Source organism: Limisphaerales bacterium, from assembly GCA_014382585.1.
Taxonomy (GTDB): Bacteria; Verrucomicrobiota; Verrucomicrobiia; order Limisphaerales; family UBA1100; genus JACNJL01.
Window position 1 is genome coordinate 1 of the sequence record JACNJL010000025.1, and the last position, 24,950, is coordinate 24,950.

The 24,950-nt window shown below is 55.1% G+C and carries 17 protein-coding genes, 3 tRNA genes and 2 rRNA genes; 6 read left to right on the top strand and 16 right to left on the bottom strand.

Annotation, left to right across the window (positions count from 1 at the left end; translation table 11 throughout):
* From H8E27_03340 to H8E27_03410, 15 genes are all read right to left on the bottom strand, one after another.
* Positions 1–1,906 (bottom strand): 23S ribosomal RNA (locus H8E27_03340); the annotation flags it as partial.
* Between the two features lie 137 nt (positions 1,907–2,043).
* Positions 2,044–2,120: transfer RNA gene (locus tag H8E27_03345), tRNA-Ile, on the bottom strand.
* A 25-nt stretch (positions 2,121–2,145) separates the two neighbouring features.
* Positions 2,146–2,221: transfer RNA gene (locus H8E27_03350), tRNA-Ala, on the bottom strand.
* A 192-nt stretch (positions 2,222–2,413) separates the two neighbouring features.
* Positions 2,414–3,940: ribosomal RNA gene (locus tag H8E27_03355) — 16S ribosomal RNA — on the bottom strand.
* Between the two features lie 281 nt (positions 3,941–4,221).
* Positions 4,222–4,923, bottom strand: a complete 702-nt coding sequence (gene bioD, locus H8E27_03360) for a dethiobiotin synthase (GenBank protein MBC8324646.1) — start codon at positions 4,921–4,923, stop codon at positions 4,222–4,224.
* The gene (locus H8E27_03365; protein MBC8324647.1) at positions 4,920–6,107 is read right to left on the bottom strand and encodes a general secretion pathway protein GspK; all 1,188 of its coding nucleotides are present in this window, start codon (positions 6,105–6,107) and stop codon (positions 4,920–4,922) included. Before H8E27_03365 ends, bioD begins: the two co-directional genes overlap by 4 nt.
* Positions 6,097–7,077 carry a prepilin-type N-terminal cleavage/methylation domain-containing protein gene (locus tag H8E27_03370; GenBank protein MBC8324648.1) on the bottom strand — a complete coding sequence of 327 codons (981 nt, stop codon included), beginning with the start codon at positions 7,075–7,077 and terminating at the stop codon, positions 6,097–6,099. The genes H8E27_03365 and H8E27_03370 overlap by 11 nt, the downstream gene beginning before the upstream one ends.
* 15 nt (positions 7,078–7,092) lie before the next feature.
* The gene (locus H8E27_03375) at positions 7,093–7,557 is read right to left on the bottom strand and encodes a prepilin-type N-terminal cleavage/methylation domain-containing protein (GenBank protein MBC8324649.1); all 465 of its coding nucleotides are present in this window, start codon (positions 7,555–7,557) and stop codon (positions 7,093–7,095) included.
* Positions 7,554–8,108: a prepilin-type N-terminal cleavage/methylation domain-containing protein gene (locus H8E27_03380; GenBank protein MBC8324650.1), complete on the bottom strand. Its 555-nt coding sequence runs from the start codon at positions 8,106–8,108 to the stop codon at positions 7,554–7,556. The genes H8E27_03375 and H8E27_03380 overlap by 4 nt, the downstream gene beginning before the upstream one ends.
* Positions 8,105–9,361, bottom strand: coding sequence for a type II secretion system F family protein (locus tag H8E27_03385; GenBank protein ID MBC8324651.1), 1,257 nt, complete (start codon positions 9,359–9,361; stop codon positions 8,105–8,107). Before H8E27_03385 ends, H8E27_03380 begins: the two co-directional genes overlap by 4 nt.
* Positions 9,361–10,212: an ATP-dependent sacrificial sulfur transferase LarE gene (gene larE, locus H8E27_03390; GenBank protein MBC8324652.1), complete on the bottom strand. Its 852-nt coding sequence runs from the start codon at positions 10,210–10,212 to the stop codon at positions 9,361–9,363. The genes H8E27_03385 and larE overlap by 1 nt, the downstream gene beginning before the upstream one ends.
* A gap of 95 nt (positions 10,213–10,307) precedes the next feature.
* Positions 10,308–11,252: a Gfo/Idh/MocA family oxidoreductase gene (locus tag H8E27_03395; GenBank protein ID MBC8324653.1), complete on the bottom strand. Its 945-nt coding sequence runs from the start codon at positions 11,250–11,252 to the stop codon at positions 10,308–10,310.
* A gap of 333 nt (positions 11,253–11,585) precedes the next feature.
* Entirely contained in the window at positions 11,586–12,509 is a 924-nt protein-coding gene (locus H8E27_03400) for a hypothetical protein (protein MBC8324654.1), read from the bottom strand.
* 12 nt (positions 12,510–12,521) lie between these two features.
* Positions 12,522–13,784: a Gfo/Idh/MocA family oxidoreductase gene (locus H8E27_03405; protein ID MBC8324655.1), complete on the bottom strand. Its 1,263-nt coding sequence runs from the start codon at positions 13,782–13,784 to the stop codon at positions 12,522–12,524.
* Between the two features lie 5 nt (positions 13,785–13,789).
* Positions 13,790–15,109, bottom strand: coding sequence for a DUF1080 domain-containing protein (locus H8E27_03410; protein MBC8324656.1), 1,320 nt, complete (start codon positions 15,107–15,109; stop codon positions 13,790–13,792).
* 118 nt (positions 15,110–15,227) lie between these two features.
* On the opposite strand from H8E27_03410, the gene H8E27_03415 reads away from it, so the two are divergent.
* From H8E27_03415 to H8E27_03440, 6 genes are all read left to right on the top strand, one after another.
* Positions 15,228–17,357, top strand: coding sequence for a carboxy terminal-processing peptidase (locus H8E27_03415; protein ID MBC8324657.1), 2,130 nt, complete (start codon positions 15,228–15,230; stop codon positions 17,355–17,357).
* Between the two features lie 70 nt (positions 17,358–17,427).
* Complete coding sequence (locus tag H8E27_03420; GenBank protein ID MBC8324658.1) at positions 17,428–17,940, top strand: hypothetical protein; 513 nt, start codon at positions 17,428–17,430, stop codon at positions 17,938–17,940.
* 54 nt (positions 17,941–17,994) lie between these two features.
* Entirely contained in the window at positions 17,995–18,372 is a 378-nt protein-coding gene (gene crcB / locus H8E27_03425) for a fluoride efflux transporter CrcB (GenBank protein ID MBC8324659.1), read from the top strand.
* A gap of 70 nt (positions 18,373–18,442) precedes the next feature.
* A tRNA-Thr gene (locus tag H8E27_03430) sits at positions 18,443–18,518 on the top strand.
* Positions 18,519–18,529: 11 nt separating this feature from the next.
* Positions 18,530–21,094, top strand: coding sequence for a c-type cytochrome (locus H8E27_03435; protein MBC8324660.1), 2,565 nt, complete (start codon positions 18,530–18,532; stop codon positions 21,092–21,094).
* 62 nt (positions 21,095–21,156) lie between these two features.
* Entirely contained in the window at positions 21,157–23,940 is a 2,784-nt protein-coding gene (locus H8E27_03440) for a PQQ-dependent sugar dehydrogenase (protein MBC8324661.1), read from the top strand.
* Here the strand turns inward: H8E27_03440 and H8E27_03445 are convergent.
* The gene (locus H8E27_03445; protein MBC8324662.1) at positions 23,937–24,788 is read right to left on the bottom strand and encodes a sel1 repeat family protein; all 852 of its coding nucleotides are present in this window, start codon (positions 24,786–24,788) and stop codon (positions 23,937–23,939) included. The two genes, H8E27_03440 and H8E27_03445, sit on opposite strands and share 4 nt — an antisense overlap.
* Positions 24,789–24,950 lie beyond the last annotated feature (162 nt).

The following is a 24,950-nucleotide window of genomic DNA, read 5'->3' on the forward strand; positions in this document are numbered from 1 at the left end:
GGAACTTACCCGACAAGGAATTTCGCTACCTTAGGACCGTTATAGTTACGGCCGACATTCACGGGGACTTTGGTGCCCTGCGTTAACAGAACAGCCTTAATCTTTCCGCATTGGTCACGTGTCACTCCCTATACGTTGATTTAACATCTTAGCAGAGAGCTGTGTTTTTGGTAAACAGTCGCCAGACCCCCTTTACTGTGGCCACCCGAAGATGGCACCCCTTCTTCCGAAGTTACGGGGCTAGATTGCAGAGTTCCTTAGAGAGGTTTCTCTCGCGCGCCTTAGTACATTTACACCCACCTACCTGTGGCGGTTTACGGTACGGGCAACGAGCATAGCATGTGCATCAGCTTTTCTAGGCAGTTCGTCCAAGACATGCCTTCCCCCGAAGGGTAAGACGTGGAATACGATTACCACTGTCCCTTTCAAACCGCGCACTGAACACTAATTACTCGTTGGTGACGGAATATTAACCGTCTGTCCATCGACTACGCCTTACGGCCTCGCCTTAGGTCCCGACTAACCCTCTGCCGACGAACGTGGCATTCAGGAAACCTTGGGTTTACGGCGACCAGGATTCTCACCTGGTTTATCGCTACTCATGTCTGCATCCTCACTCGTCTGCGCTCCACAGTTCCTTACAGTTCTGCTTCAGCGCACAGACGACGCTCTCCTACCAAACGTGTAAACACGTTTCCGCGGCTTCGGTATCAAGTTTAATCGCCAATCATTTTCGGCGCGAAATCGCTCGATGAGTCAGCTATTACGCTATGTTTAAATGGTGGCTGCCTCTAAGCCAACATCCTCACTGTCTATGCAATTTCACATCCTTTCCACTTAACTTGATTTGGGCACCTTAGCCGGCGATCTGGGTTGTTTCCCTTTCGACCATGAATGTTATCACCCACAGTCTGACTGCCAGGGATTTGGGATCTGGGTATTCGGAGTTTGATTGGTTTTGGTACCATGGTAGTGGCCCTAAGCCATTCAGTGCTCTACCCCCCAGAGTTCTTTACCTGACGCTAGCCCTAAAGCTATTTCGGAGAGAACCAGCTATTACGGGGTTTGATTAGCCTTTCACTCCTAGCCACAGCTCATCCGAGCACTTTTCAACGTACACCGGTTCGGTCCTCCACTACATGTTACTGCAGCTTCAACCTGGCCATGGCTAGATCACCTCCGCTTCGGGTCTATCGCCCGCGACTAATGTCGCGCTTGTCACACTCGCTTTCGCTTCGCCTCCGTATCAAAAATACTTAGGCTTGCCACGAACGATAACTCGCAGACTCATTATGCAAAAGGCACGCCGTCACACATCCGAAGACATGCTCCGACACCTTGTAGGCACGTGGTTTCAGGTACTTTTCACTCCCCTTCCGGGGTCCTTTTCACCTTTCCCTCACGGTACTTGTTCACTATCGGTTGCTGGGTAGTATTTAGCCTTACGCAATGGTTTGCGCATCAATTCACACGGGGTTCCACTTATCCCGTGTTACTCGGGGATCCTCTAGGCTTCAGTCAGGTTTATTCTACGGGGCTATCACCCTCTCTGGCCGCCTGTTCCAAGGCGTTCCTTTACCATTCCTCTTACCACATTGAGGCCCACACCACCGAGAGGCAAGCCTCTCGATTTTGGGCTGTTCCGCTTTCGCTCGCCGCTACTTACGGAATCGCATTCGCTTTCTTTTCCTCCGCTTACTGAGATGTTTCACTTCAGCGGGTGTCGCTCTACCTGGACTATGAATTCATCCAGGAGTCACTGGGTTCACCAGTGGGGTTTCCCCATTCGGAGATCCCCGGGTCAAAGACTGCTTCCGTCTCACCGGGGCTTATCGCAGGTAACCGCGTCCTTCATCGCCTCCCAGCACCAAGGCATTCACCTCGTGCCCTTAGTAGCTTATCTAAATGTATCAACTTACCTTAGTATGTATATACTAATGGCGCCGAACAAAGTTGCATGGCATTTTTTCCATGCAGGGTTGTCAAAGAACGACTGCCTCTTCCAGCGGGAAGGGGCAAAATTCGTGTTTCGTTTTAGGCGGGTGGTGGGCCAGGCTGGACTCGAACCAGCGACCCCGCGCTTATCAAGCGCGTGCTCTAACCAACTGAGCTACAGGCCCTGTTTGCACAGGTCCGGCTGCGGGTTGGTGGAGCTGAGGAGATTCGAACTCCTGACATCCTGCTTGCAAAGCAGGCGCTCTACCAACTGAGCTACAGCCCCGTTTTTAGTGGGCCGAAGCCCGTTCAGTGCCGAAGCTCGGCCTGGTTGTTTCTATATCACCCGTCCTGACAAAGAGCATTTCACTCTTTGAAAACTAAATTGTGTAATGGCTTCCACCAATCATTCCCTTTGATCAAACAAGTTTGATATCCGGAAATGTTCGACCTTCCAAGGCAAGCAAGCTTGCCCCAGTACTCCCTAGAAAGGAGGTGATCCAGCCGCAGGTTCCCCTACGGCTACCTTGTTACGACTTCATCCCAATTACCAAGCTTACCTTCGACCACGTAATCGCAGGCTTCGGGTGCTCCCGGCTTTCATGATGTGACGGGCGGTGTGTACAAGGCCTGGGAACGTATTCACGGCGCCGTAGCTGATGCGCCGTTACTAGCGATTCCAACTTCATGGAGTCGAGTTGCAGACTCCAATCCGAACTGAGCCTAGTTTTGGGGATTTGCTCCATCTCGCGATTTCGCTTCCCATTGTACTAGGCATTGTAGCACGTGTGCAGCCCTGGGCGTAAGGGCCATACTGACTTGACGTCATCCCCACCTTCCTCCTCATTCAAATGAGGCAGTCTGTCCAGAGTGCTGGAGAAACGTGTTCTCCGTGGCAACAGGACACAGGGGTTGCGCTCGTTGCGGTACTTAAACCAACATCTCACGACACGAGCTGACGACAGCCATGCAGCACCTGTGATCGTCCAGCCGAACTGACGTCCCGCTTTCACGGGACTATGACGAACATGTCAAGCCCAGGTAAGGTTCTTCGCGTTGCATCGAATTAAGCCACATGCTCCACCGCTTGTGCAGGCCCCCGTCAATTTCTTTGAGTTTTAACCTTGCGGCCGTACTCCCCAGGCGGTGCACTTAATGCGTTAGCTCCGCCACGGAGCGGGTCGAACCGCCCCACAGCAAGTGCACACCGTTTACTGCTAGGACTACGAGGGTATCTAATCCTCTTCGCTCCCCTAGCCTTCGTACCTCAGCGTCAGAATGTGTCCAGAGTATCGCCTTCGCCACTGGTGTTCCTCCCGATATCTACGCATTTCACTGCTACACCGGGAATTCCATACTCCCCTCCACACCTCTAGCAAAATAGTTTTCAGCGCCATTTCCGGGTTGGGCCCGGGGATTTCACGCCAAACTTATCTCGCCGCCTACGCACGCTTTACGCCCAGTAAATCCGAACAACGCTCGGGGCCTCCGTATTACCGCGGCTGCTGGCACGGAGTTAGCCGCCCCTTCCTGTGCTGCTAATATCAGACCTGATTCAAACCAGGCTTTACTCGCAACCGACAGGGGTTTACGACCCTAAGGCCTTCATCCCCCACGCGGCGTCGCATCGTCAGACTTTCGTCCATTGCGAATGATTCTCGACTGCTGCCACCCGTAGGTGTATGGACCGTGTCTCAGTTCCATTGTGGCTGACCGTCCTCTCAGACCAGCTATCCGTCGTCGCCTTGGTAGGCTTTTACCCTACCAACTAGCTGATGGAACGCGGGCTCATCCTAGAGCGGCTTGCGCCTTTAATCCGAAGATCTTATCCGGTATTACCCTGACTTTCGTCAGGCTATCCCGGTCCCTAGGGCAGATTCCCACGTGTTACTCACCCGTTCGCTGCTAATCCCTTCTAATATTGCTATTGTCCGTTCATCGCTCAACTTGCATGTCTTATCCACGCCGCCAGCGTTCGTTCTGAGCCAGAATCAAACTCTCCGTATAAAAACGTTAGTTCGATTATCACTCGGCTAAACGCCAACTAATAATGTTGTTTTTTATTTACTCAAATACTCAATAAAGACTCCCTAACAAGAGCCTCTATCGAGGGCTTCTGCCATTACACAATTCAATTTTCAAAGAACGTTTCGGACCAAGCCGAAATGCTTCCAAAAGACAACAACACCCCGACACGACTTCCCTTGCGGGAAACGTCCCTGGGTTTTGGCTTCAGCCAAGAGGAACCGTTTCACCGGTTCGTTGTCTCCGAAAGCGGGGCGCAGTTCACAGTAAACTCACCAATCGCGCAAGTGTTTTTTTCGTTTTTTTTCGGGCCGCACGAATTTTATCCGGCGTTCCCAAGTTTGATCCCAAATACGGCAACTTCAAAAATGGCGTTTCAGGCCAAAAATCAGCCAATACGCGCTCATTCGAGGCCGCCGATGCATCCCTGCGCGACGGTGGGTTACAGTCAGAAAGTACCACAAAAACTTTATTCGCGCCAATGGTTTTTAGCCGATCGAGGGTTAAATTGACGTGATTGAGCACTCCAAGTCGGTTTGGAGCGGCTAAAATCACGCCGCATTTCAAAGTTTTTACCACCTCATCCCACGTCACGCCGGCGGCTTCGGAGCTCAAAGGAACGCGCAAACCGCCCGCGCCTTCCACCAACAACCGCTCGCACTCCCCTTCCATCCTGCGGATGGCGTTCACGATGTGCTCTCGCTTCAAACGCCCGCGTGAGGCGACAAGCGGGGTCACTGGTTTTTGGTAATGAAAGGGGTTCATTTCATCATCAGTCAATGCGCCCGGCTGCAGGCTTTGCAATAGCCGCACGTCATCGCGTGGACCGGTGCAGAGGGGCTTGATGGCGACTGCGTTTTCGCCTTGGGCGCGGAGGTGATCGAGCAACAGTGCGGTGAGGATTGTTTTGCCTGCCCCGGTATCAGTGCCGGTAATGAAGGACGTGCGTGTGGCGCGCTTCATTTCCAGTAGGTGTAAAGAATCTTGATGTCCGTGGGGCTGGCGCGGCTGAGGACGGCCACGAGCGTGCGGCTGAGCTTGCCGGCGCTTGCCTGCACGGTAACTTCGTAGGTGGCGCTTCGCACGCTGAAAAATCGTCGGGCGTTGGCAATGGCGTCGGCAGTGAATCCGGCGCGTTGGATTTGGGCGACATCGTCAAAGGGCTCGTCGTCCTCTGTGCCGTCGATGCCGTCCAGCCCGGCACGCATTTGCATAAGGAGATCCACGCGAGCCTGATCAAACCCGGGGACAAGCTGCATCACTTCGGCGGAGGCTGTGTTTAAATTGATGTAGCCGGTGGAGATGGAGGTGAACAAATCAACCATCCCAAATGGGTAGGCAATTTCCTCTTCTTCTTCCACGCCGGGTAAGATGGCGCTGGGTGCGTGCAGGGGGTTGGCGGCGATTTGTTTGGCGCGGCTGCCCCAATAAATTTCCGGGGTCATACCTTCAATTAATAATAATTCCTTGAGGTCATCGATGGGTCCATTTTTGGCGGTGTAGGGCGGGTCTTTGGCTTGGTAGGTATCGCTCTCGGCTCCGCTCACGCGGCGGCTGTCATCGGTGTCCCGCCAGTCTTTGATGGCGTCAATGAGGTAAGGGGAAAGCCCGGTGCTCACGTCCATGAGTTCGAATGTTTTTTCGAGCGGAAATTTTCCCATGGCGTCTTCAGCAGCGCGGTTGATGTTGAATTTGCGCTCTAAATCAACAATTTGAATGGAGCAGCGCACGTCGGTGCCCACCTTCTTCTCAAACTCCTGTTGGTCAGGAAAAATTTGCCCGAGCACGGTGTTTTCGGCCCACGCGCTGTTGGTTAGGTTGAGGTTTTCGAGAAACACGTTGAAGCCATTGGTTCCCGCAGGGCCACCGGCCCATTTTTGGTTGAGCGAATCATACGGCTCCTGTGCATTGGCCATTTGCTGGGCGAGGATGTATTTGGAAATCTCGATGCCGCTACGGCAAATCCATTCCACTTTCACATCGTCATTGGCTTTGCGGGCGAGTTTGACTTCCACCTGCATGTTGGTGGCGAAGGCCGTGGCCATGACGGCTAACACGATGACAAACCCAAGCACCATAACCAGCGCGACGCCACGCTCGCGCGGATGTTTTTTGGCAGGGGCGGACTGAACGGGGCTAAGACGCATTATTGTCCACCTTGGGCGGTGAGAATCCCCCCCGTTGCATCCCAGCTCCCGGTGGGCTCTGACCCGGTTGTAGTTTCACGCCGAACCCGGGTGGCAATCCGAAGGAACCTCTGCTTGGCGCGCCGTTTTGCCCGAAACGGGATGGGGGGGCGTTGGGGCGCTGGTATTGGCCGCGGCCGGAAATGCCGCGGTAGTTGCCATTGCGCGGATCTCTGCCGGAACCCTTGCCGCCTCGAGCACTCAGATTGTTTTTGCCACCCCCTTTACGTTTCGCCGTGCTTGGGGGCACATCGGGATTTTGGTTGTTCTTGGTAATGGAAATGGAGTGGATGGCAATTTCGCGTTTGATGATGTCAGTGAGCTGAATGCTCTCGCCGTCCTGACGGGTGAGGGCCATTTCCACTTTCACGCGGGAGGGGAGTGAGTTGGTCTCAGTCCATACGTCAATCCAATCCTCTGCGCTGGTACTCCAAAAAAGAATGATGAATTGATCGAGTTGCGGGGCAAGTACGCTGCGAACCACAGTGATTGGCTCCTCTCCTTCGGCGGGGCGCATAACGTGGCTTTGCTGGAGGATAAGTGCGCGCGATCCGCCGATGTCTTCCACGGAAAATGAAAGGCGCCGAAGGGTTTGGCCGCTGAATTCACGGCTGCCCAGATAATCAGGCGGCACGCGGGAAACGAAGCTAAAATAGGGGTAATCCTTGTCTCTTAAATCCATATCCAGCGCGTACATATCTTGATTTTGTTCGTAAAAAACCATGCCCCGCAGCCCCACTTCCACCGTTTTAATGGCCACCCGCTCGCGTTGTACTTGGTCGGCGGCATCAGTGCCCATTTTGGTGGCTCCAAGCACGGATAACAGCGAACGAAAAATCATAAACGTCACCATCCCCAGAATACTTACTGCCACTAACGCCTCAACGAGGGTGAAGCCGTTTGTGCGTCTTTTTTGTTGGATTGGTTTCATTGTTTGTCCGCCTGTTTATTTGGTTTGGGCTCCCCCCGATTCGGCCTCCGCCACATCGGGCCTAAACATAAGGTACTTTAAAATGATTTCCCGGTTTTCGCCAGCTATTGTTTCTTCGACGTGGATGGTGACGCGGTAAAGCCCGTTGGTTTCGTCTAGAGGTTCGATGTCGCGCCACCAGCTTGCATTAGGGTAAAGTGCGCCAGCACCTCCGCCATCATTCCCGCCAAAATCTATGTCCGTCGGGGAATCGCCCCGTTGAACGCGTAAAGTGCCATTCGCCGCTTCGGCCGGTTCGGTGAGGGTGCGGTCGGCCAATGCGCCGAGGTCGGGCCGTTGCTGCTGCATCATGCGCACGAGCTGTAGGTTTTGATTGACCAGCTCCAAGATCGCAAACACGGCGATGGCAAAAATCATTACGGCGATCAACACCTCGACCAATGTCAGTCCGGCGATGCATGGGCGGCGTGGATGGGTCATAACTCATCCTCCCCTTCGCGAATTTGCAGCCGGCCGGTCACCGGATCGAGCACCAACGTGTACACGCCTTCATCGGGCATCATGATCAACGCTTTCAAAGGCTCGGCTGTGCCGTTGGGGTAAAATCGGATGACCACCACGCCGGGCGTTTCTGAATCCAAGGCATCTTCCGGCACTTGGATTTCCAATTCAACATTTGAAGGCAGGGAGGCCTGATCGATTGCGACTGCTTCCTCGATGGTGGCCACCAGCACGCCGGAATCCGGGTCGAGCGTGTTGACGGCATTCGGCGCGGTGGCGAGACGGAGCAGGCCCGAACCGCTATCAATGGTGAGATCGATCGGGCGTGATTTCACGATGGCTTCGCTGCGCGCCCGCCGGCACAACCCTTCCACATCGCTCACCGCCTGTTCCAGCGGTTCCCTCTGATTGATCGCCCTGAAGTTGATCATCGCCAAGCCGAGCAACAACCCCATGATGGCCAACACCACCATAATTTCTACTAGCGTGAATGCCGCGTTTAGCCTCGGGTTGCTGGGGGTCCGGCTCATGTTTTTCCGATTGATGAAGTGATTTTAAACATGGCCTGCAGTACTCCCACGAGCATAAAGCCCACCACCCCGGCAATCACCACGATAAGGATGGGCTCAATCAAAGTGGTTATCACCCGCAGCGAAATGTTCAACTCATTATCGTACGTATCAGCCAGATTATCCAGCGCTGCGGGGACATCGCCGGTTTGTTCGCCAATGTGTACCAGGTCCACCATCAGCTTGGGAAACACCCCGCTGCGACCGAGGGGTTGGGCGATGGTTTTACCATCGGTCACCGCCTCGCGCGTCATCGCGATCGCTCCCTGCAACACCACATTTTGCACCACATTTTCGGTGATCTTCAATGCGGTTAGCACCGGCACCCCATTCTGCATCAACGCGCCCAGCGTGCGGGCAAATTGCCCAAAATAAGTGGGGCGCGCGATTCGACTCACCAACGGCGCTGTGAGCAACCACCCGTGCAAGCGCCGTTTACCGTTGGTCGTGGCAAAGTAGCGTTTGATCAAAGCTGAAAACACGACTCCAAAAATAATAATCATCCACCAGTATGCAGAGAAGAAATCGCTCATGCCCTGAAGAATCCGTGTGGACGTGGGCAGGTTGACATTCATCCCGTCAAAAATTGCCATGAACTTGGGCAGAATATAGCTCATGAAAATAAAAATCAGCACCACCCCCAAGCCCATAACGAATAAAGGGTACACCAGCGCGGTGGTCACCTTGGAACGTACCTCGGCAAATCGCTCATAGTGATCAGCCAAACGCGTGAGGACTTCCACCATTGAACCGCTGGTTTCACCGGCCTTCACCATGTTCAGGTACATATCCGGAAACGAGTTCGGATGAAGCGCCATAGCGTTTGAAAGCGTTTTACCCTCGCGCACATCACTGAGCAGCGCGTTGCAAATTTTGGGTGGGATGCCTTTGCTTTCCAAATTGGTCATGCTATTGAGCGCACCCGTCAACGGCATCCCGGCCTTGAGAAGGTTGGCAAGTTGCCGGGTAAAGTTTGCGAGGTCCTGCAGGCTGGGCTTGGCCGGGCCGCGCTGAAAGGGTCTTCGCGGAGCGGCATCCAACCTTGATGATCCGTGTACGTTCGCCGAGGCTTCCCCTTGGGGTGATTCCACTGAGACTGGGAAAAGCCCCAACGCGCTGATTTGCGACAACGCCGCCGAGCGATCCGCCGCCTCTAAAGTGCCGGACACCATTTCGCCCCCGTCATTCCGTGCTTTATAGTTGAAATTCGCCATTAATGCGTCGCCCTGTTCACACTTTGGTTCTCACTCAATTTCACTGGGTTCAGGCTTCCGCGTCGGTATCCACGCGCATCCACCTCCACTTCAGCATAGCCAACCCGCCGTAAAGACGCCTGAATCTCCGCGAACGTTTCATCCTGTAACTGCTCCATTTCTTCCGCACCCATTTCTATGCGTGCGCACGGCCCTGATTCATCCGGCCCTTCAAATTCGTGATGGCGCACCCGCACTTCGGCAAATCCTAAATCACGCAATACATATTCCGCCTGTTCGATCATCGCCACTTTCTCGCGGGTCACCGGTTCGCCGTACGGGATGCGTGAACTCAAACAGGGCATCGCCGGCTTCTCCGCTGTGGGCAACCCCAATGCGCGCGACGCCGAACGGATGGCGTCCTTGGATAGCCCTGCTTCTTTGAGTGGCGCGCGCACGTCGAACTCTTCCGCCGCCACTGCACCGGGCCGCCAATCGCCAACGTCGCTTGTGTTTTCTCCGTAAACAATCACCTCGAACCCGCGCGCGCGCGCCAGTGGTTTGAGATGAGAAAATAATTCGTGTTTGCAAAAATAACAGCGATTGACTGGGTTGCCTGAATAATCCGCATTAGCAAATTCCTCCGTGTTCAGAATTTCCAAGGGGAACCCAAACTCCTCTGCAATCGATTGCGCCTCGGCCAATTCGCGCCGCGGCAAGCTGGGCGAATCGGCAATCGCCGCCAGCATACGGTCGCCCAGTTCCTCATACGCCACCTTTGCCAACAGCACCGAATCCACCCCGCCCGAGTACGCCACCACACACGAGCCGTACCCGCGCAATACCGCGCGTAATGAATCAAGCTGGTCCATCGTCGAAAGCAAGAATGCCACTCCCCCACAGCCCTGTCGAGCGCTCCCCTTGGGTTGAAAATAAATTAAATGACGGTTTTGTCGAGCCGAAGTTGTCAATTCAACGGCATCCCACAAATGCGCAGCAACGTTTCGTGCACCACGAGATCGTGCTCATGATTCCACGCCAATGGATCTCCGCCGCGGATCACCCGCGCCAAATCGACAAACTCTGCCTCATAACTGCGCCCGCCCTTAAGCTGCACGGTTTGAGTGCCCTTCTGATACTTGCCCCGCTCGCGGTCAAGGGTTAGCACAAATTTGCCGGACTCCAATGGCCGGATTTCCATTCCGCCCCGCGTGCCGGCGATGTTGAACCGCCGCCGAGGCCCGCCGAACGGATCATTATGATTGCACCGGAGACACGCCGTGCCTTTTGAAAACTCCAACACTGCCAGTTGGTTATCCGCAAACGTGTCTCCCCTGCCCTTGCCTTCGCGCGTGCGGCGATTGATGCCGTGAACTTTTTGCGGCTTACCCATGATGAAAAGTGCCGAGTCCAAAATATGGCAGGCCAATTCAAAAAACCCGCCGCCGGTATATTCCGCCAGCTCCTGACGCATGCCCGGGCCAGCGAATTTACCCATCATCGCGTCAATCTCCATCACCTCGCCAAACCACCCTTCCCGCACCGCGCGAAACATAAATTGGAACGCCGGATTATAGCGCAGCATATAGCCCATCTGAATCGTTAGTTTTTGCTCCCGGGCATCCGCCACCAGTTTGCGGAAAGCCGACAGTGAAGGCCCCGCCGGCTTGTCCAAATGAATATGCCTTCCCGAGGCAACCACTCGCGCCGCCGTGGGCACTAGGTCGCGAATGCGTGTCTCGATCGCCACCGCCTGTAAATCTTGGGTGTTCAGCAGGGCCTCTTCGCTGATGAATTTGACGCCACTCACGTTTTTGCGCCGCGCCGCATCCGGCTCCACCACGCCCACTAATTGGTACACTTCCGGCAGAGCACGAATGGCCGCCAGCTTCCCGCGCGAATGAGCATGCACCAAACCGATTTGGCCGATCTTGATTTTGGGTGGAGGCGCTCCAAAGGAAACAAAGGGCATTGCCGTCACCGCTCCCGCGCATCCTAAAAATTTCCGCCGTTTCAATCCCATAAGAGTTCGCTTGTTCTACATGAAAGACCCAAACGGCTAAACAACCGTTGCTGCCATTTTACGGCCCGTCGTGGAATTTTCCAACTCGCGAATGCAATCGCTTTTTAACACTGCAAAATACAATTCACGTGGGGAGCATTGTTGCAGGACCCAAACAACATCAGTTTGAGCTGAAGTACGACATGAAAGGGGCTAGGCCAAAGCCGAGGTACGGTGTGCGGATTATCTGCCGCCCGGAGGGGGAGGTCCTCCTGCTCCCGGCGGGGGCGGGGGTCCACCGCCGCCACCGCCACCGCGCTGTTTTCGGCCCGCTTCCCGTGCTTTTTCATAGGCTTCAAACTGTTCTTCGGTGAGCACTTCCTTGTAAAGCGCAGTGTATTTTACACGCAATGCTCCAAATTTCTCACGCATTCCTTCACCCGGGTTGCTGATGAGTACCATGCTTTCCTTAACTTGATCTTCAATGAGGGTGTCCACTTTGGCTTGTTGATCCTCGTCCAGATTCAGCGTTTGAAACGATGCGGCCAGCCTGGTCTTCAGGCTCTCGGCGGTCATACCACCACCACGGGGACCTCCGCCACCGCCGCCGCCAGACCCACCACGGGGGCCGCCACTCGACCCGCCTCCAGACCGGCCACCGGGGGCGCCGCCTTCGATTGTTTCCCCTTCTTGTAGTTCTGGGAATTCCTCTAATTCAGTTCCTGTTTGTTTTGCCAAAGCGAGTTTGGAAATGTCCTTCGCCTTAAACCGAGACACCGCGCTGCTCTTGACATCCTGAATGCTGTAGTCCCCTTTTGACCCAATGAATACGACGCGCAACTCAAAATGCTGCAGCACGCCGTTCCATCGGTACACTTGGGTTAGCGTTTCATCCGTGAATTGTATGCGCGCGGTTTTCCCAACGGCCTTCATGTAATCCGCCGGCATACTATAATCATCCGACTCCATTAATTTACCGGCCGCATCCGCTGCCGCGTCACGTTTATTCCGCGCGCCAGATTGAATTAAGGCCATCACGATCATCACCGTAAGGACCACGCCCATGACCACCAACCGGGTTGATCCGCTTCCTGCGATGGGTGGACTCGGTTCCGTTGAATCGTTCGAATCGCTCAAATCGTTTGGGGCTTGCTCGTCGTGTTCCATAATTATTTTTAGTTACAGTTTCCAACCGGCCCGATAACGATGCCGGATAAACCGATCCGCCTCCGGAGCGTTGGAAGCCTTCATCTTTTCCCAGTCCCACACCAGCTTTTTATTACCGATTCGATGGGAGACGATCCCCAGTAGCGCGCATTCGGTCAACGGGCCGGAGTAGCGGAAATCGCAGGTGGTGCGCCCGCCCTCTTTGCAGGCTTTGATCCATTCGGCGTGATGCCCGATGGAGTTCGGGATGGTCTGCGCGGGCGCTTTGAAATTCTTGAATTTATCTTCCGGCAATAGTTGATGACCGCCGTAGTTTGAAAACAACATCCCGTGTTCGCCGACGAAAAGCACGCCGCTACTCCATTTCTTTTGCTGCGCGGCGGTGAGCACTGCCGGTTTTTCGCCGCCCTGATACCAAGTGAGATGTACCGGCGGTTTTTTACCGCGCGCGGGGTAGGTGTATTCCACTTTCAATTTCTGCGTCACCCGTTCCGGACGCGCCTTGCCGCCGTGGGCGTGGATGGTGAGCGGATGCGTGAGATCCAGCGCCCAATGGGCGAGATCCGAATAATGGCACCAGAAATCCGCCAGCGTGCCGCCGCCGAAATCCCAGAAATGCCGCCAATGGAAGGGGGCGTATTCCTTGCGGAACGGCCGGTACGGCAGCGGACCGAGCCATAAATCATAATCAAACCCCTTCGGCAATGGCGCGTCCTTCGGCGAAAGGCCGATATTCCCATAAGTGGCCCCGGCCCACACGTGCACTTCCTTCACCGCGCCTATCGCGCCGCTTTGTACGAGCTCCACTACTCGTCGGTAATTATTGCCGGCATGAATTTGCGTGCCCATTTGTGTGACGCGTTTGCCCGCCACTGCCGCCCCGGTCATCGCCCGCACTTCGGACACCGTATGCGCCAGCGGTTTCTCGCAATACAAATGTCGTCCGCTCTTCAACGCGCTGACGCCCACGATCGCGTGGGTGTGATCCGGCGTGCTACACACCACCGCATCCAAATCCTTGCGCTCGAGCATCCGCCGAAAATCCGCGTAGCCCTTGGCTTTGGGAAACTGTTTCTGCGCCCCCGCTAATGACGGCGCGGCAACATCGCATAACGCCACAATCTGCTCGTCTTTCACGCCACGGAGATTGCTCGCCCCTCGACCTGCCACGCCGACGACGCCGATGTTTAATTTGTTATTCGCGCCCAACACGCGCCCGACAAACGGAAACGCTAAGGCCGTAGATGTAGTGGTTAAGAATTGGCGACGTTTCATGTTCTTCAATTTATTTCTCTGATGTACAGATTTCTAAACCACAGCGGGCTGCCGTGGGCCTGGAGTTCGATCGGGCCTTGCCGAAGAGGCGGCTGAGTGCGGTCCCAATAGTTTTCAAGGATGGTGTTCTTGACGACAAGTTTGCCGTTGAGAAAAACGTGTGCGCGTTCGTCGACCATGACGATGCGGAAGCGATTCCAGTCACCGGCGATGTGATCGGCGTTGGTGATGGGATCTTTGGCGTTACCTTCGCCCTGATTGTTGAAAAGGCCGCCGCTGCCTTTGGCGGCGCGGGGATTGTCGTCGCCGCGGGGATCCCACATTTGCACTTGAGGGATGCCACGCAGGTAAATGCCGCTGTCACCTTTTTCGGTAATTTTCCAATCCACCAGCATTTCGAAATCGCGATAGTCACGGGTGGTTTGCAGGCTGCGGCCTTTGCCATCAAAAATGAGGGTGCCGTTTTCGGCTTTCCAATGGGCGGTCATATTGTCATCGGCTTCGACCTGTACTTTGCGAAGTTGGTCGGGGGTGAGGGCGGCTCGTTTGATGGGGTTGTTATTGGGTCGCGCGGCGAGGCCCTGCCAACCGGTCAGCGAGGTGCCGCTGAATAACGACCGGAACCCTTTGGGGGGCACGTTAGTGAGATCGACTTGGGCGAGTTCCTTGATGCGAATGTTTTTGAAAAACACTTCGTCGTTGTGGCCGAGAAAACCAATGTGGCCGCTGGCCCGGAAAAGTCCAGGATGTTTCACAAGCTTGGCGGGATTGGTAATTGAGTTGATATCCACATTGAGGATTTGCGTACCATTGAGGCGCACCGTGATGCGACGGCCTTGGGCGATGACTTCCTGAGAGTTCCATTCGCCGGCGGGCTTGAGCGCGCCTTTTTTGGCGGCGGTTATATTATAGAGTGAGCCATGGTATTGTTCGGGTTTAAGTTTGCCTTTGTAAGCGGCGTCGAGGATTTGCAGTTCCATGCCTTCGTAGGCGAGGCTGCCCGCTTGGTTGGGGGCGCGGATGGCGAGGCCGTTGTTCGCGCCCTCGGTGAGCTTGAAATCGAAACGCAGCACGAAGTCGCTGTAAATTTCCTCCGACAACAAATTGCCGCCGCCGCCTTTGGCGCAAAAGATAACCGCGTTGGTGGTGCCGTTTTCCACGAGATTAGTAACGCCATAGCCCTCGCCCTTGGGAGCCACCTGTTCCCAGCCCTTGAGGGATTGACCATCGAAGAGAACAGTGAATTCCTCCTCCGCATATTGGTGCGTGAATTGGCAGCCGATCGCAGACAACAAGAGCAGCATTGGGAAGGTTCGGAAAAGCATACGAAATGTAAACCTGTGCATGGGGTTTTTTAGCCCACCCTGCCCTACAGTCAAAGCAGAAATGTACGTTGAATGGATTTAGATTGCACCCCACTGGTTTTTCGTCACCATTGCCGGAATGAAACGATACATCGCAATGTGCAGTGCGCTGCTGCTCTCTGCCAGCTTTGCTTGGGCCGATCTTTCTGAAGCACAAGCTAAACAAATTACCCAGACGGTGGGCCGCCTGATTTCCCAAATCCATTACCGCCAATCCGGCCTCAACGACGAAATCGCTGGCCATCACCTGGATCGCTATCTCAACCTACTGGACTTCAGCCACATGATTTTTCTGCAATCCGATGTGGACGCCCTCACCAAAAAATATGCCACCAGTCTGGATGATAAAGTGAAAATGGGCAGCCTCGGACCATTCAATGACATTTACGCCCTCTTCCTCAAACGCCTCGCCGAACGTCAGCAATGGGTGGATGAAATCCTGAAAGGCGAATTTGATTTCACCAAAAAAGAACGCTTCCTCACCGTCCGCACCAAGGAACCCTGGCCTAAAGACAACGCCGCCGCGCGCAAACTTTGGCATTCGCGAATCAAACTTGAGGTGCTTAACGACATCCTTGCCCTCGACAAAACTGATACCGCAAAGCTCGACCCCAAAAAACTCGCCGCCAGCCGCGAAAAAATCGGCCGTCGCTACGATCGCCTGTTAAAACGAATGAAGAAGAATGAGTTAGACGATAAACTCGAAACCTATCTCAGTGCCCTCACCCGCGCCTTTGATCCGCACTCGGATTATATGAGCCCCATCGAGGCGGCAAACTTCGATATCAACAGCATCGATATGCAGCTCACCGGCATAGGCGCCGTGCTAACCACTGACGAAGGCTACACCAAAATCGTCCGCATCATGCCCGGCGGCCCCGCTGGCCGGAGCGGCCTCATCCACGCGAATGACAAAATCATCGCCGTGAAAAACCCCGGCGACAAGGAAGCCACCGATTTGTTGGACATGGGCATCAACGATGTCGTGCAATTAATCCGCGGCAAAAAAGATACCCTTGTGGAACTCACCATCATCCCCGCCGGCAAGAGTGAATCCAAGATTATCAAAATCACCCGTGACGTCGTAAAGCTAGAGGATTCCCTCGCTAAAGCATACATCATCGAGCGCAAGGTGAACGGTAAAACTGAAAAACTCGGGATTATCAATTTGCCCGGCTTTTACAGTAAATGCTCCGATCATTGCCGCACGCTCATTGAGCGGCTCAAAAAAGAAAAAGTTGATGGCATCGTCCTCGACCTCCGCATGAATGGCGGCGGCATCCTTCAGGAATCCATCAATCTCGCCGGCCTCTTCATTGATGTGGGCCCAGTGGTGCAGGTTAAAAATTTCCGCGGTGAAAACAAAGTGCTCGGCGACACCCAACGTGGCGTGGTCTACGACGGACCGCTCGTGGTCGCCGTCAGCCCGATGAGTGCTTCCGCCTCCGAGATCGTTGCCGCCGCCTTGCAAGACCACGGGCGCGCGGTAATCGTCGGCTCCGAAACCACCCACGGCAAAGGCACTGTCCAGCAACTCCTGCCGCTAAACCGGCGCATCCTCTCCAATCTCGGCGATGATTCCGGGCGCCTCAAGTTTACCATCTCAAAATTCTACCGTATCAACGGCAGCACCACCCAACGCCTCGGCGTACTTTCAGATGTGGAATTACCCTCCGTTTATGATCACCTCGGTATGGGGGAAGGCGAACTTCCCCGCGCATTAGGAGCCGATAAAATTAAACAGGTAACCTACAAAAAACTTAATCGAGTGGACCCCTTCCTCACCAGCCTGCGCAAAAGCTCCGCCAAGCGCATAATGGGAAATCCCGATTTCAAATACATCAACGAAGACATCTATCGCGCCAAGAAACGACTAAACGATAAAAGCGTTTCCCTCAACGAAGCCGAGCGCCGCAAAGAACGCGCCGACAACAAAACCCGCATCGCCGACCGAAACAAAGAACGCGCCAGCCGAAAACAACCGGCCGAAAAATATTTTGAAATCGATGTGAAAGGCGTCGAGGCTAACAAGCCACTTAAGAAACTTGCAGCCCCCAAGCCTAAAGTTGAGAAAGCCGATTCGCCCCCCATTCTTCAAGACGATTCCAACACTTTTTCGATCGACGCCACCCTGCGTGAAACGCTCGACATCCTTAGCGATTACGTGCGCCTACGCAACGTGCTCCCCAATGTCAGCCGACGCGAATAACCCCACAGGGTAACAACCAAATCCCGCCCGCAGGTAACTCACCCATTCGCATGCCGTCTAACAGAACGGTATGCATGAATCGCACCCCGGTAAATTGATCACCGCAAACATCCGGCGGGTTGGCATCCTACTCGCCCTATGCTTCAGCGCGCACAGCGCCACCGCCCAACGCACTCCCTCACCCCGCACCAAAGTCGGTCCGCGCGGCTGGATCAAACCCACCAATCAAGGCAAAGGCCATCCCATCCGCTACCAACTCCCCGTGCGTCCGCTCAACTACCGCATCAACCCGGACCCCAACGACCCCAGCCAGCGCGCCTTTTCCGCCACCACCCCGCTAGCCGCCACTTGGATCCGTGCCGGCACGGATGTCAACCGAACCTTCGGCGACTATTACGTGGATCCATTCGTATGGTTCAACAACAACCAACGCCCCGCAAACGCAGTGTGGGATCCCGCCCTCGGACGCTGGATCGACCCCACCGGCAATTGGGTCTGGCGCGATCCCGCCGACCCTGCCAACTGGATTTCCACCCGCACCATCCGCGTCATCATCCGCCAACCCTTCGCCGCCCCACGATAAGATTGAGCAACGGAAACTCTCGCCAAACCCCGCCTGCGCGTGTACATCCCGCGCATGACTTGGCTTTGCATAGCACTCGGGGGCGCACTCGGCAGCCTCGGCCGTCACGGATTGGCGGTCGGCCTCGCGCGATTTGAATCGTTTCCCTTCGGCACTCTCGCCGCCAACCTCCTCGGCTCGCTCGCCATTGGCATCGCCGCCGGCTTCTGGGAAATTGACCAACGCAAATCCCCCACCGCACTTTTCATCATCACCGGATTCTGCGGCGGCTTCACCACCTTCTCCACCTTCAGCCTGCAAACCCTCCAACTCATCCAACAAAACGACTGGCCCAAAGCCGGCCTCAATATCGCAGCCTCCGTGACCATCTGCCTCCTCTGCACCTGGGTCGGTTGGATGCTCGGGCAATCATTGCGGAAAACGGCGACTTAATTGTTGAACCGCCAAGGCTCAACCCAATTTCCTTGCCCGCCCCCAGACCCATCGCTACATTGCCCCTTACGCCAGTGTAGCTCAGTTGGTAGAGCAGCTCATTCGTAATGAGCAGGTCAACGGTTCGACTCCGTTCACTGGCTCCATTCGCTTTGCCATGAAAAAACTTTTACTTCTGGCCGCACTCCCCTTCACCCTGATTGCCGCCGACGATGCCCCCGAGCCGCCCAAGTCATCCGACCCGCGCATCGTCATCGAACTCATCGCCGAAGCGCCCGACATCGTCACCCCCACCGGCCTCGGGGTGGACCCTCAAGGGCGCGTGATCGTCATCGAAAGCCACACCCATTTCCGCCCCAAAAATTACCAAGGCCCCGAACGCGACCGCGTGTTGATGTTCACCCCGTTGGCCAAGGGCAAAGCCAAGCGCAGCATTTTTTTTGAAGGTCTCCAAATGGGCATGGACGTTTGCATCGGCAAAAACGGATGGGTGTACCTCGCCGAACGCAGCCGCATCCTCCGCGTGCGGGATACGAACAACGACGGCAAAGCCGACAAATTTGAAGACGTCATCACCTTAAAAACCACCGGCACCTATCCCCACAACGGCCTCAGCGGATTGAGCTTCGACCCCAAAGGAAACCTCATCTTCGGCCTCGGCGAAAACCTCGGCCACGCATACACGATGCTCGGCAGCGACGGCACAAAAATCAAAGGAGCCGCCGGCATTGGCGGCGGCGTATTCCGCTGTACCGCCGATGGCAAAAAACTCGAGCAAATCGCACGCGGTTTTTGGAACCCCTTCGGCACGTGCGTCGATAAATGGGGCCGCATCTTCGCCGTGGACAACGACCCCGGCAACCGCCCGCCCTGCCGCCTGCTGCACGTCGTGCAAAATGGCGACTACGGTTACCGCTATAAATTCGGCCGCACCGGCATCCATCCCTTTCTCGCGTGGGACGGCGAACTCATCGGCACGCTCCCCATGATCCACGGCACCGGCGAAGCCCCGTGCGAAGTCATCCATTTCAATTCCCCCACCTTCCCGCAGGAATACCGCGGCAAACTCCTCGTCACCTCCTGGGGCGATCACCGCATTGAAAGCTACACCCTCAAACGCAAAGGCACCTCCGTCAGCGCCACAATGACCCCCCTCATCCAGGGCGGCGACAGCTTCCGCCCCGTCGGCCTCGCCATGGCCCCCGACGGCAGCCTCTACCTCAGCGACTGGGGCAGCAGCTCCTACAACCTAAACCAAAAAGGCCGCCTCTGGCGCATCCGGCCAGTGAAGGATTTTAAGGCAGAGCCGCTTGTGAATCTTGATTGGCCGAAAAAAGACCAACAATCATTGGCGAATATCGCCCAGAAGAAATTCCCATTAGATAATCCGGAAGATTATTTCCAAGCAATAAAACAGGCAGCAAATAACACTGATCCATTTTTGCGCCACGCTTGGCTTGAGTGCCTGAACAACAACTTGGGAGCACACGATCTCGTCGGGAAGCCCGCATTGAAATTTGATGGCTCGCAGAACGAAAAGGCTGTGTTGCTGCACGCACTCTTGAGACATCCGATCTTGACCAAACTCTTTGGGCAATCCGCCCCTCACCCGAGATCCCCCACTAAAATTCAGTTTGAATTCCTTCGCTGGGCAGCGGACACCAAGCAAGCCCATCTCCGACCGGAAATCGAAGCCAACCTTAGAGTCGGCCCGGCCGACTACAACCTGTTCCGCGCTTACCTTGCCTGCCTTGATGAATTGGATGGGCGCGCCAATCCCGATCGCTTCAATGAAAAGTTTGCGCTGCCGCTTTTGGAAAAAGCGGACACGCCCGATACCTTGCGCGGGCACGTGTTGCGGTATTTTCCGGATAATCACAAAGCGATCAATTCCAAGAAACTCATCGCGTGGATGGGTTCCAAAAACGAAGCGCTTCGGCGCGAGGCCATTTGGAAAATGCGCAGCCATCTCGATGAATCCACCCACGCCGCCCTGCGCCAACTGGCGCTCGATGACAAGCAACCGTTGAATTTGCGACTCGCGGCCACGGCGGTGTTTGGCGTCAGCGAATCGCCCGATACCGGAACGTTACTGGAAATCGCCAAAACCAAAAATGCGCAACTCCGCGCCGAGGCCCTACGCAGTTTGGTGGGCGCAGACTTTGAAGTGGACGGCCAAAAACAATTGACCGCCTTGAACACCCCCGCCGCCAAACGCGCGATCGGCAAGCCGTTCATCAAAAGTCCGCCGGACACACAAGACACCACCGCGTGGCTCAAACGGATTGACGCACTCGACGGCAAACCCAACGCGATGACCGGCAAACGCATTTTCTTCAACCGCAAAATCGCCACTTGCGGCAACTGCCATCAAGTCAACGAACGCGGCACGCGCGTCGGACCAGACCTCACCCACATCGGCCGCGGCACATCGCGCGCGCGCATTTTGGAATCCATCCTCCAACCCAACAAAGAAGTATCGCCCTATCAGCGCGCATGGATCATCACGATGGAAAGCGGCGCCGTGCACACCGGCATCGCAATGCGGCGCGGTGGCAACTCCGAAGTCTACCTCGGCATCAACGGCAAAGAAATCTACCTCGACAAACGCCAAATCAAATCCAAAATCGAAGGCCACCATTCCCTAATGCCCGAAGGGCTCGCGCTCACGATGACGCTAAGCGAACTGCGCGATTTGCTGGAGTTTCTACTGACTGAATAGAGACACGCTGCGCGTCCCCACCGAGCTTGCCCTCTCTGTCCCCGGACGATTACACTCGGCAGATGACACGGCTGTTGTTGTTTCTCTCCCTCGCGCTTTCCCTTCCTCTTTCTGCCGCACCGTTTTGGATCTGGCCGGAAAAGGAAACGAAGGGCACCATCAAGTTCAACCGTTCATTTGAAGTGCCTCGAAATGTCCAGTCCGCCCAACTCCGCGCGGCGGGTGATTTCGCCTCAATTCGAATTATTATCAACGACAAATGGTTCATCGAATCTCCCGCGTTTGGCAAGCTGATCGACCTCGATGTTTCCACAAAACTGAAGGCCGGAAAAAACACAATCCGCATTGAATCCACCGGTGCCGACGGCCCGTCCGCAGTGGGAATAGAATTAACATTGACCGACGCTAAAAACAAATCGCTAACGGTTGCCTCTGATCTTAACTGGATCTGTTCCGCCGGTAAACTGAAACGAACGGGAAACCTTTCACTCGAAAAATGGTGGACCGCCCCGGGCATTCGCATCACCGAAAGAGATGACTACAACCAATGGGAAGAAGCCAAAACCGCCAAGGCCGGAGCGGATCCCAAAAGTTTTTTTACGCAACCGGGGTTTGAAGTTGAACTGCTTAAAAATTCTGAAAAAGGCGAAGGCTCGTGGATTAGTTGCGCGTTTGATCCGGAAGGCCGCTTGAGCATTGGACGCGAGGACGCGGGCATTTGGCGATTCACCTTTTCCAAAAAAGGCGGGGTCATTTCCAAATCGGAAATGATCAATCGCACGCTCAAGGAAAACCGCGGATTGCTCTACGCGCACGGTGCGTTGTACGTAAACGCGAATGTTTCCAAGGGCATTTACCGACTGCGCGACACGAATGACAACGGCAAGTTCGACGAAGAAAAACTGCTGCGCGCCACGCCGGGCGGCGTGGGGCACGGCCGCAACGCACTGGCGATTGGGCCGGAAGGTTTGATTTACGCGATCATGGGGGACTCCGTGGAGTTGCCGAACGATGGCGGAGATTACACATCGCCGCGCCGTCGTAATCAGAAAGTGTTTCGCCCGAACGAAGGCCACGTGCTGAGGTTTAATAAAGACGGGCGATTGCCGGAAGTGTTCTGTGCCGGGTTGCGTAATCCATACGGCATCCATTTTAATGCGGACGGCGAGGCGTTCACCTTCGACGCCGATGCGGAGTTTGATATGGGCGCGCCGTGGTATCGCCCCACGCAAGTGAAGCATCTCACGCGCGGCGCGGATTTCGGCTGGCGGGCGGTGACCGGCAGTTGGCCGCCGTATTTCCCTGACTACCCCGATAACGCGCAGCCGGTGCTCGACATCGGCAAGTCCTCCCCCACCGGTGTCAAATTCGGCACGCGCAGCCATTTCCCCGCTGATTACAAAAAGGCGTTCTTCATTCTGGATTGGACATACGGGCGCATCCTCGCCGTGCATCTCGCGCCCAATGGCTCCAGCTACCGCGGGCGGGCGGAAGTATTTCTGCGCGGACGCCCACTGAATGTCACCGATCTCGACTTCGGCCCGGACGGCGCGATGTACTTCGTCACTGGCGGCCGCGGCACGCAAAGTGCGCTCTACCGCGTGCGCTACAGCGGCCCCCAAACGCAACCGCCGGCGCAGTCAGAGCAACAGGTCAGCCGCAATTTGGAATCCCATTTATTACGCACAAAACGCCGGGAGGCAACTGACCTTTCCGTGAATGTTCCGAAGGGCATTTACCATCAAGATCCGCTCATCCGCTACACCGCCCGCATCGTTTTGGAACACAAAAAACAAATCGGCTTCTTTGCACGCGATCGTGATTCGTTCATCGCGCTGGCCACTGCGCAGTCAGCTGGTGGTCATTCGCCCTATCTTTTAGATAAACTACAATCTTCCTCGCTCATCTCATTTTCCGAACCGCAATTGCTCGAGATGATTTATTTGTTTTCCGCCCAAGCCAAAACCCTGAAGGACGCCGCACCTCTGCGAAAATTTTTCCCAAACAAATCGGAAGCAATTAACCGTCAACTCGCCCTCCTGCTTATCCGACTCGGCGATGGCCGCGCCACAGGCATTGCGATGAAATTGTTGCGCGAAGCGAACACTTCGCGGAACAAACTGCTTTATCTTTTTGCTTTGCGAAATGCAAAGCTCGGCTGGACGCGTGAATTGCGCCGGGAATTTTTCCTACAACTTTCTGCTGCACGCCAATCCCGTGGCGGACGCGGGTTACCAGGATTTATCAACAGAATTCACAAGGACGCCGTGAGCCATTTGCCTGATGAGGAAAAGAAAGCGCTGGCAAAAGAAATCGCACTTAAACCCCAGCTGCCGCCTTTGCCCGATTTGAGTGAGCGCAAACTGGTGAAGGCGTGGACGATGAAGGATTTTGAAGGGGAACTGAAACTACCCACAACGATTACGAACGGTCCAAAACTGTTTGACCAAGCCCTCTGCAGCCGGTGCCATCGCATGGGAAGTCAAGGCTTTGCCTTGGGGCCGGACCTCAAGCAAGTGGGCAGCCGCTTTGGCGCGCGGGATATTCTTGAGGCGATTCTAGATCCCTCGAAGGCAGTGGCGGAAAATTATCAAACCCACGTGCTCACACTCATCGATGGCAAGGTACTGGCCGGAATGATTGTGCCGCAGTTGGATTACCGAGCGCGGTCTTTACTGCTTGCCCCCAACCCTCTCGATGCCAACAAAACCATTGAAATCGCGAAGGGCAAACTCAAGTCACATGAACGCTCCGCCGTAAGCCTGATGCCGCCGGGTTTGGTGAATACACTCACGCGCGAGGAAGTATTGGCACTGGTGGCCTGGCTGCGAAACGGGGGGCGTTAATTCTTAGTTTCGGGCGACTTGTCCGCCTTCATTTCTCTTAACATTTCATCGGCCAATTTCCGGGCAGCAGTTAATTCTTCAGCGGACAGTTTTTCCTCGAGAAGCGCCATGTTGTTTCGTGGAGCATCATCGCCGCGCTCAACCCCAATGAGCCACCATGCATACGCGCGCACGTCATCCTCGGGCACCCCTTCGCCGGTGTCGTACATCAGCCCCAAATAATTAGGCACATCAATATGCCCCGCCCAAGCCGCCTTGAGGTACCATTTTACGGCGGTCACATTGTCTTCAGGCACCATTTCCCCACTATCATAAATACACCCGAGGTTGAACTGTGAATACATGTCCCCATTCTTGGCCCCCAAATGGTAGAGCCTTAAAGCCTCAACGTTGTTTTCCGGGACGCCTTCCCCATTATCATACATCAACCCAAGGCTTCCTTGTGCGCCGGCATTCCCTTGCGCCGCAGACTTTCGAAACCACTGAATGGCTTTGGCATAATCCCGCGGCAACCCTTCCCCATTGTAATACATGTAACCAAGATTAAATTGCGCCTCGGCTTCGCCCTGATTGCCAGCCACGCGATACCATCGCACGGCCTCGTTAATATTCTTTCCAACCCCTTTCCCTAAAACATATTTGTGTGCTAAACTGGTTTGAGATTTCGCATCACCGTTAGCAGCCAAGGCGCTGAGTCTTAAAAATTCTTTTTCATGATCGGACAACTCTGATTGTTTCTTGGCCGTAGGAGCCGGTTCTGAATCAGATAAATTCACCTGATTCCCGCAAGAGGAAAATACGAGACAAACACCTAAAAAAATTCGCCTGAAATTAACCTTCATCATCATAATAAAAAACCTGTGGGCGGCCGAAACCACCCACAGGCTGAAAATATGCGTCCAAATTTACTAACGGGCTGTGCCGCCTTGAGCCTGCATTCCCTGCACCTGCGTCCCAACGCCTGATCCACCGGAGCTACCGCCTGATCCACCGGAGCTACCGCCCGATCC

Coding starts and splice junctions, on each gene's coding strand:
- bioD (MBC8324646.1), bottom strand. CDS start 4,923: ATGAAGCGCGCCACACGCACGTCCTTCATTACCGGCACTGATACCGGG.
- H8E27_03365 (MBC8324647.1), bottom strand. CDS start 6,107: ATGCGTCTTAGCCCCGTTCAGTCCGCCCCTGCCAAAAAACATCCGCGC.
- H8E27_03370 (MBC8324648.1), bottom strand. CDS start 7,077: ATGAAACCAATCCAACAAAAAAGACGCACAAACGGCTTCACCCTCGTT.
- H8E27_03375 (MBC8324649.1), bottom strand. CDS start 7,557: ATGACCCATCCACGCCGCCCATGCATCGCCGGACTGACATTGGTCGAG.
- H8E27_03380 (MBC8324650.1), bottom strand. CDS start 8,108: ATGAGCCGGACCCCCAGCAACCCGAGGCTAAACGCGGCATTCACGCTA.
- H8E27_03385 (MBC8324651.1), bottom strand. CDS start 9,361: ATGGCGAATTTCAACTATAAAGCACGGAATGACGGGGGCGAAATGGTG.
- larE (MBC8324652.1), bottom strand. CDS start 10,212: ATGGACCAGCTTGATTCATTACGCGCGGTATTGCGCGGGTACGGCTCG.
- H8E27_03400 (MBC8324654.1), bottom strand. CDS start 12,509: ATGGAACACGACGAGCAAGCCCCAAACGATTTGAGCGATTCGAACGAT.
- H8E27_03405 (MBC8324655.1), bottom strand. CDS start 13,784: ATGAAACGTCGCCAATTCTTAACCACTACATCTACGGCCTTAGCGTTT.
- H8E27_03410 (MBC8324656.1), bottom strand. CDS start 15,109: ATGCTTTTCCGAACCTTCCCAATGCTGCTCTTGTTGTCTGCGATCGGC.
- H8E27_03415 (MBC8324657.1), top strand. CDS start 15,228: ATGAAACGATACATCGCAATGTGCAGTGCGCTGCTGCTCTCTGCCAGC.
- H8E27_03420 (MBC8324658.1), top strand. CDS start 17,428: ATGCATGAATCGCACCCCGGTAAATTGATCACCGCAAACATCCGGCGG.
- crcB (MBC8324659.1), top strand. CDS start 17,995: ATGACTTGGCTTTGCATAGCACTCGGGGGCGCACTCGGCAGCCTCGGC.
- H8E27_03435 (MBC8324660.1), top strand. CDS start 18,530: ATGAAAAAACTTTTACTTCTGGCCGCACTCCCCTTCACCCTGATTGCC.
- H8E27_03440 (MBC8324661.1), top strand. CDS start 21,157: ATGACACGGCTGTTGTTGTTTCTCTCCCTCGCGCTTTCCCTTCCTCTT.
- H8E27_03445 (MBC8324662.1), bottom strand. CDS start 24,788: ATGATGATGAAGGTTAATTTCAGGCGAATTTTTTTAGGTGTTTGTCTC.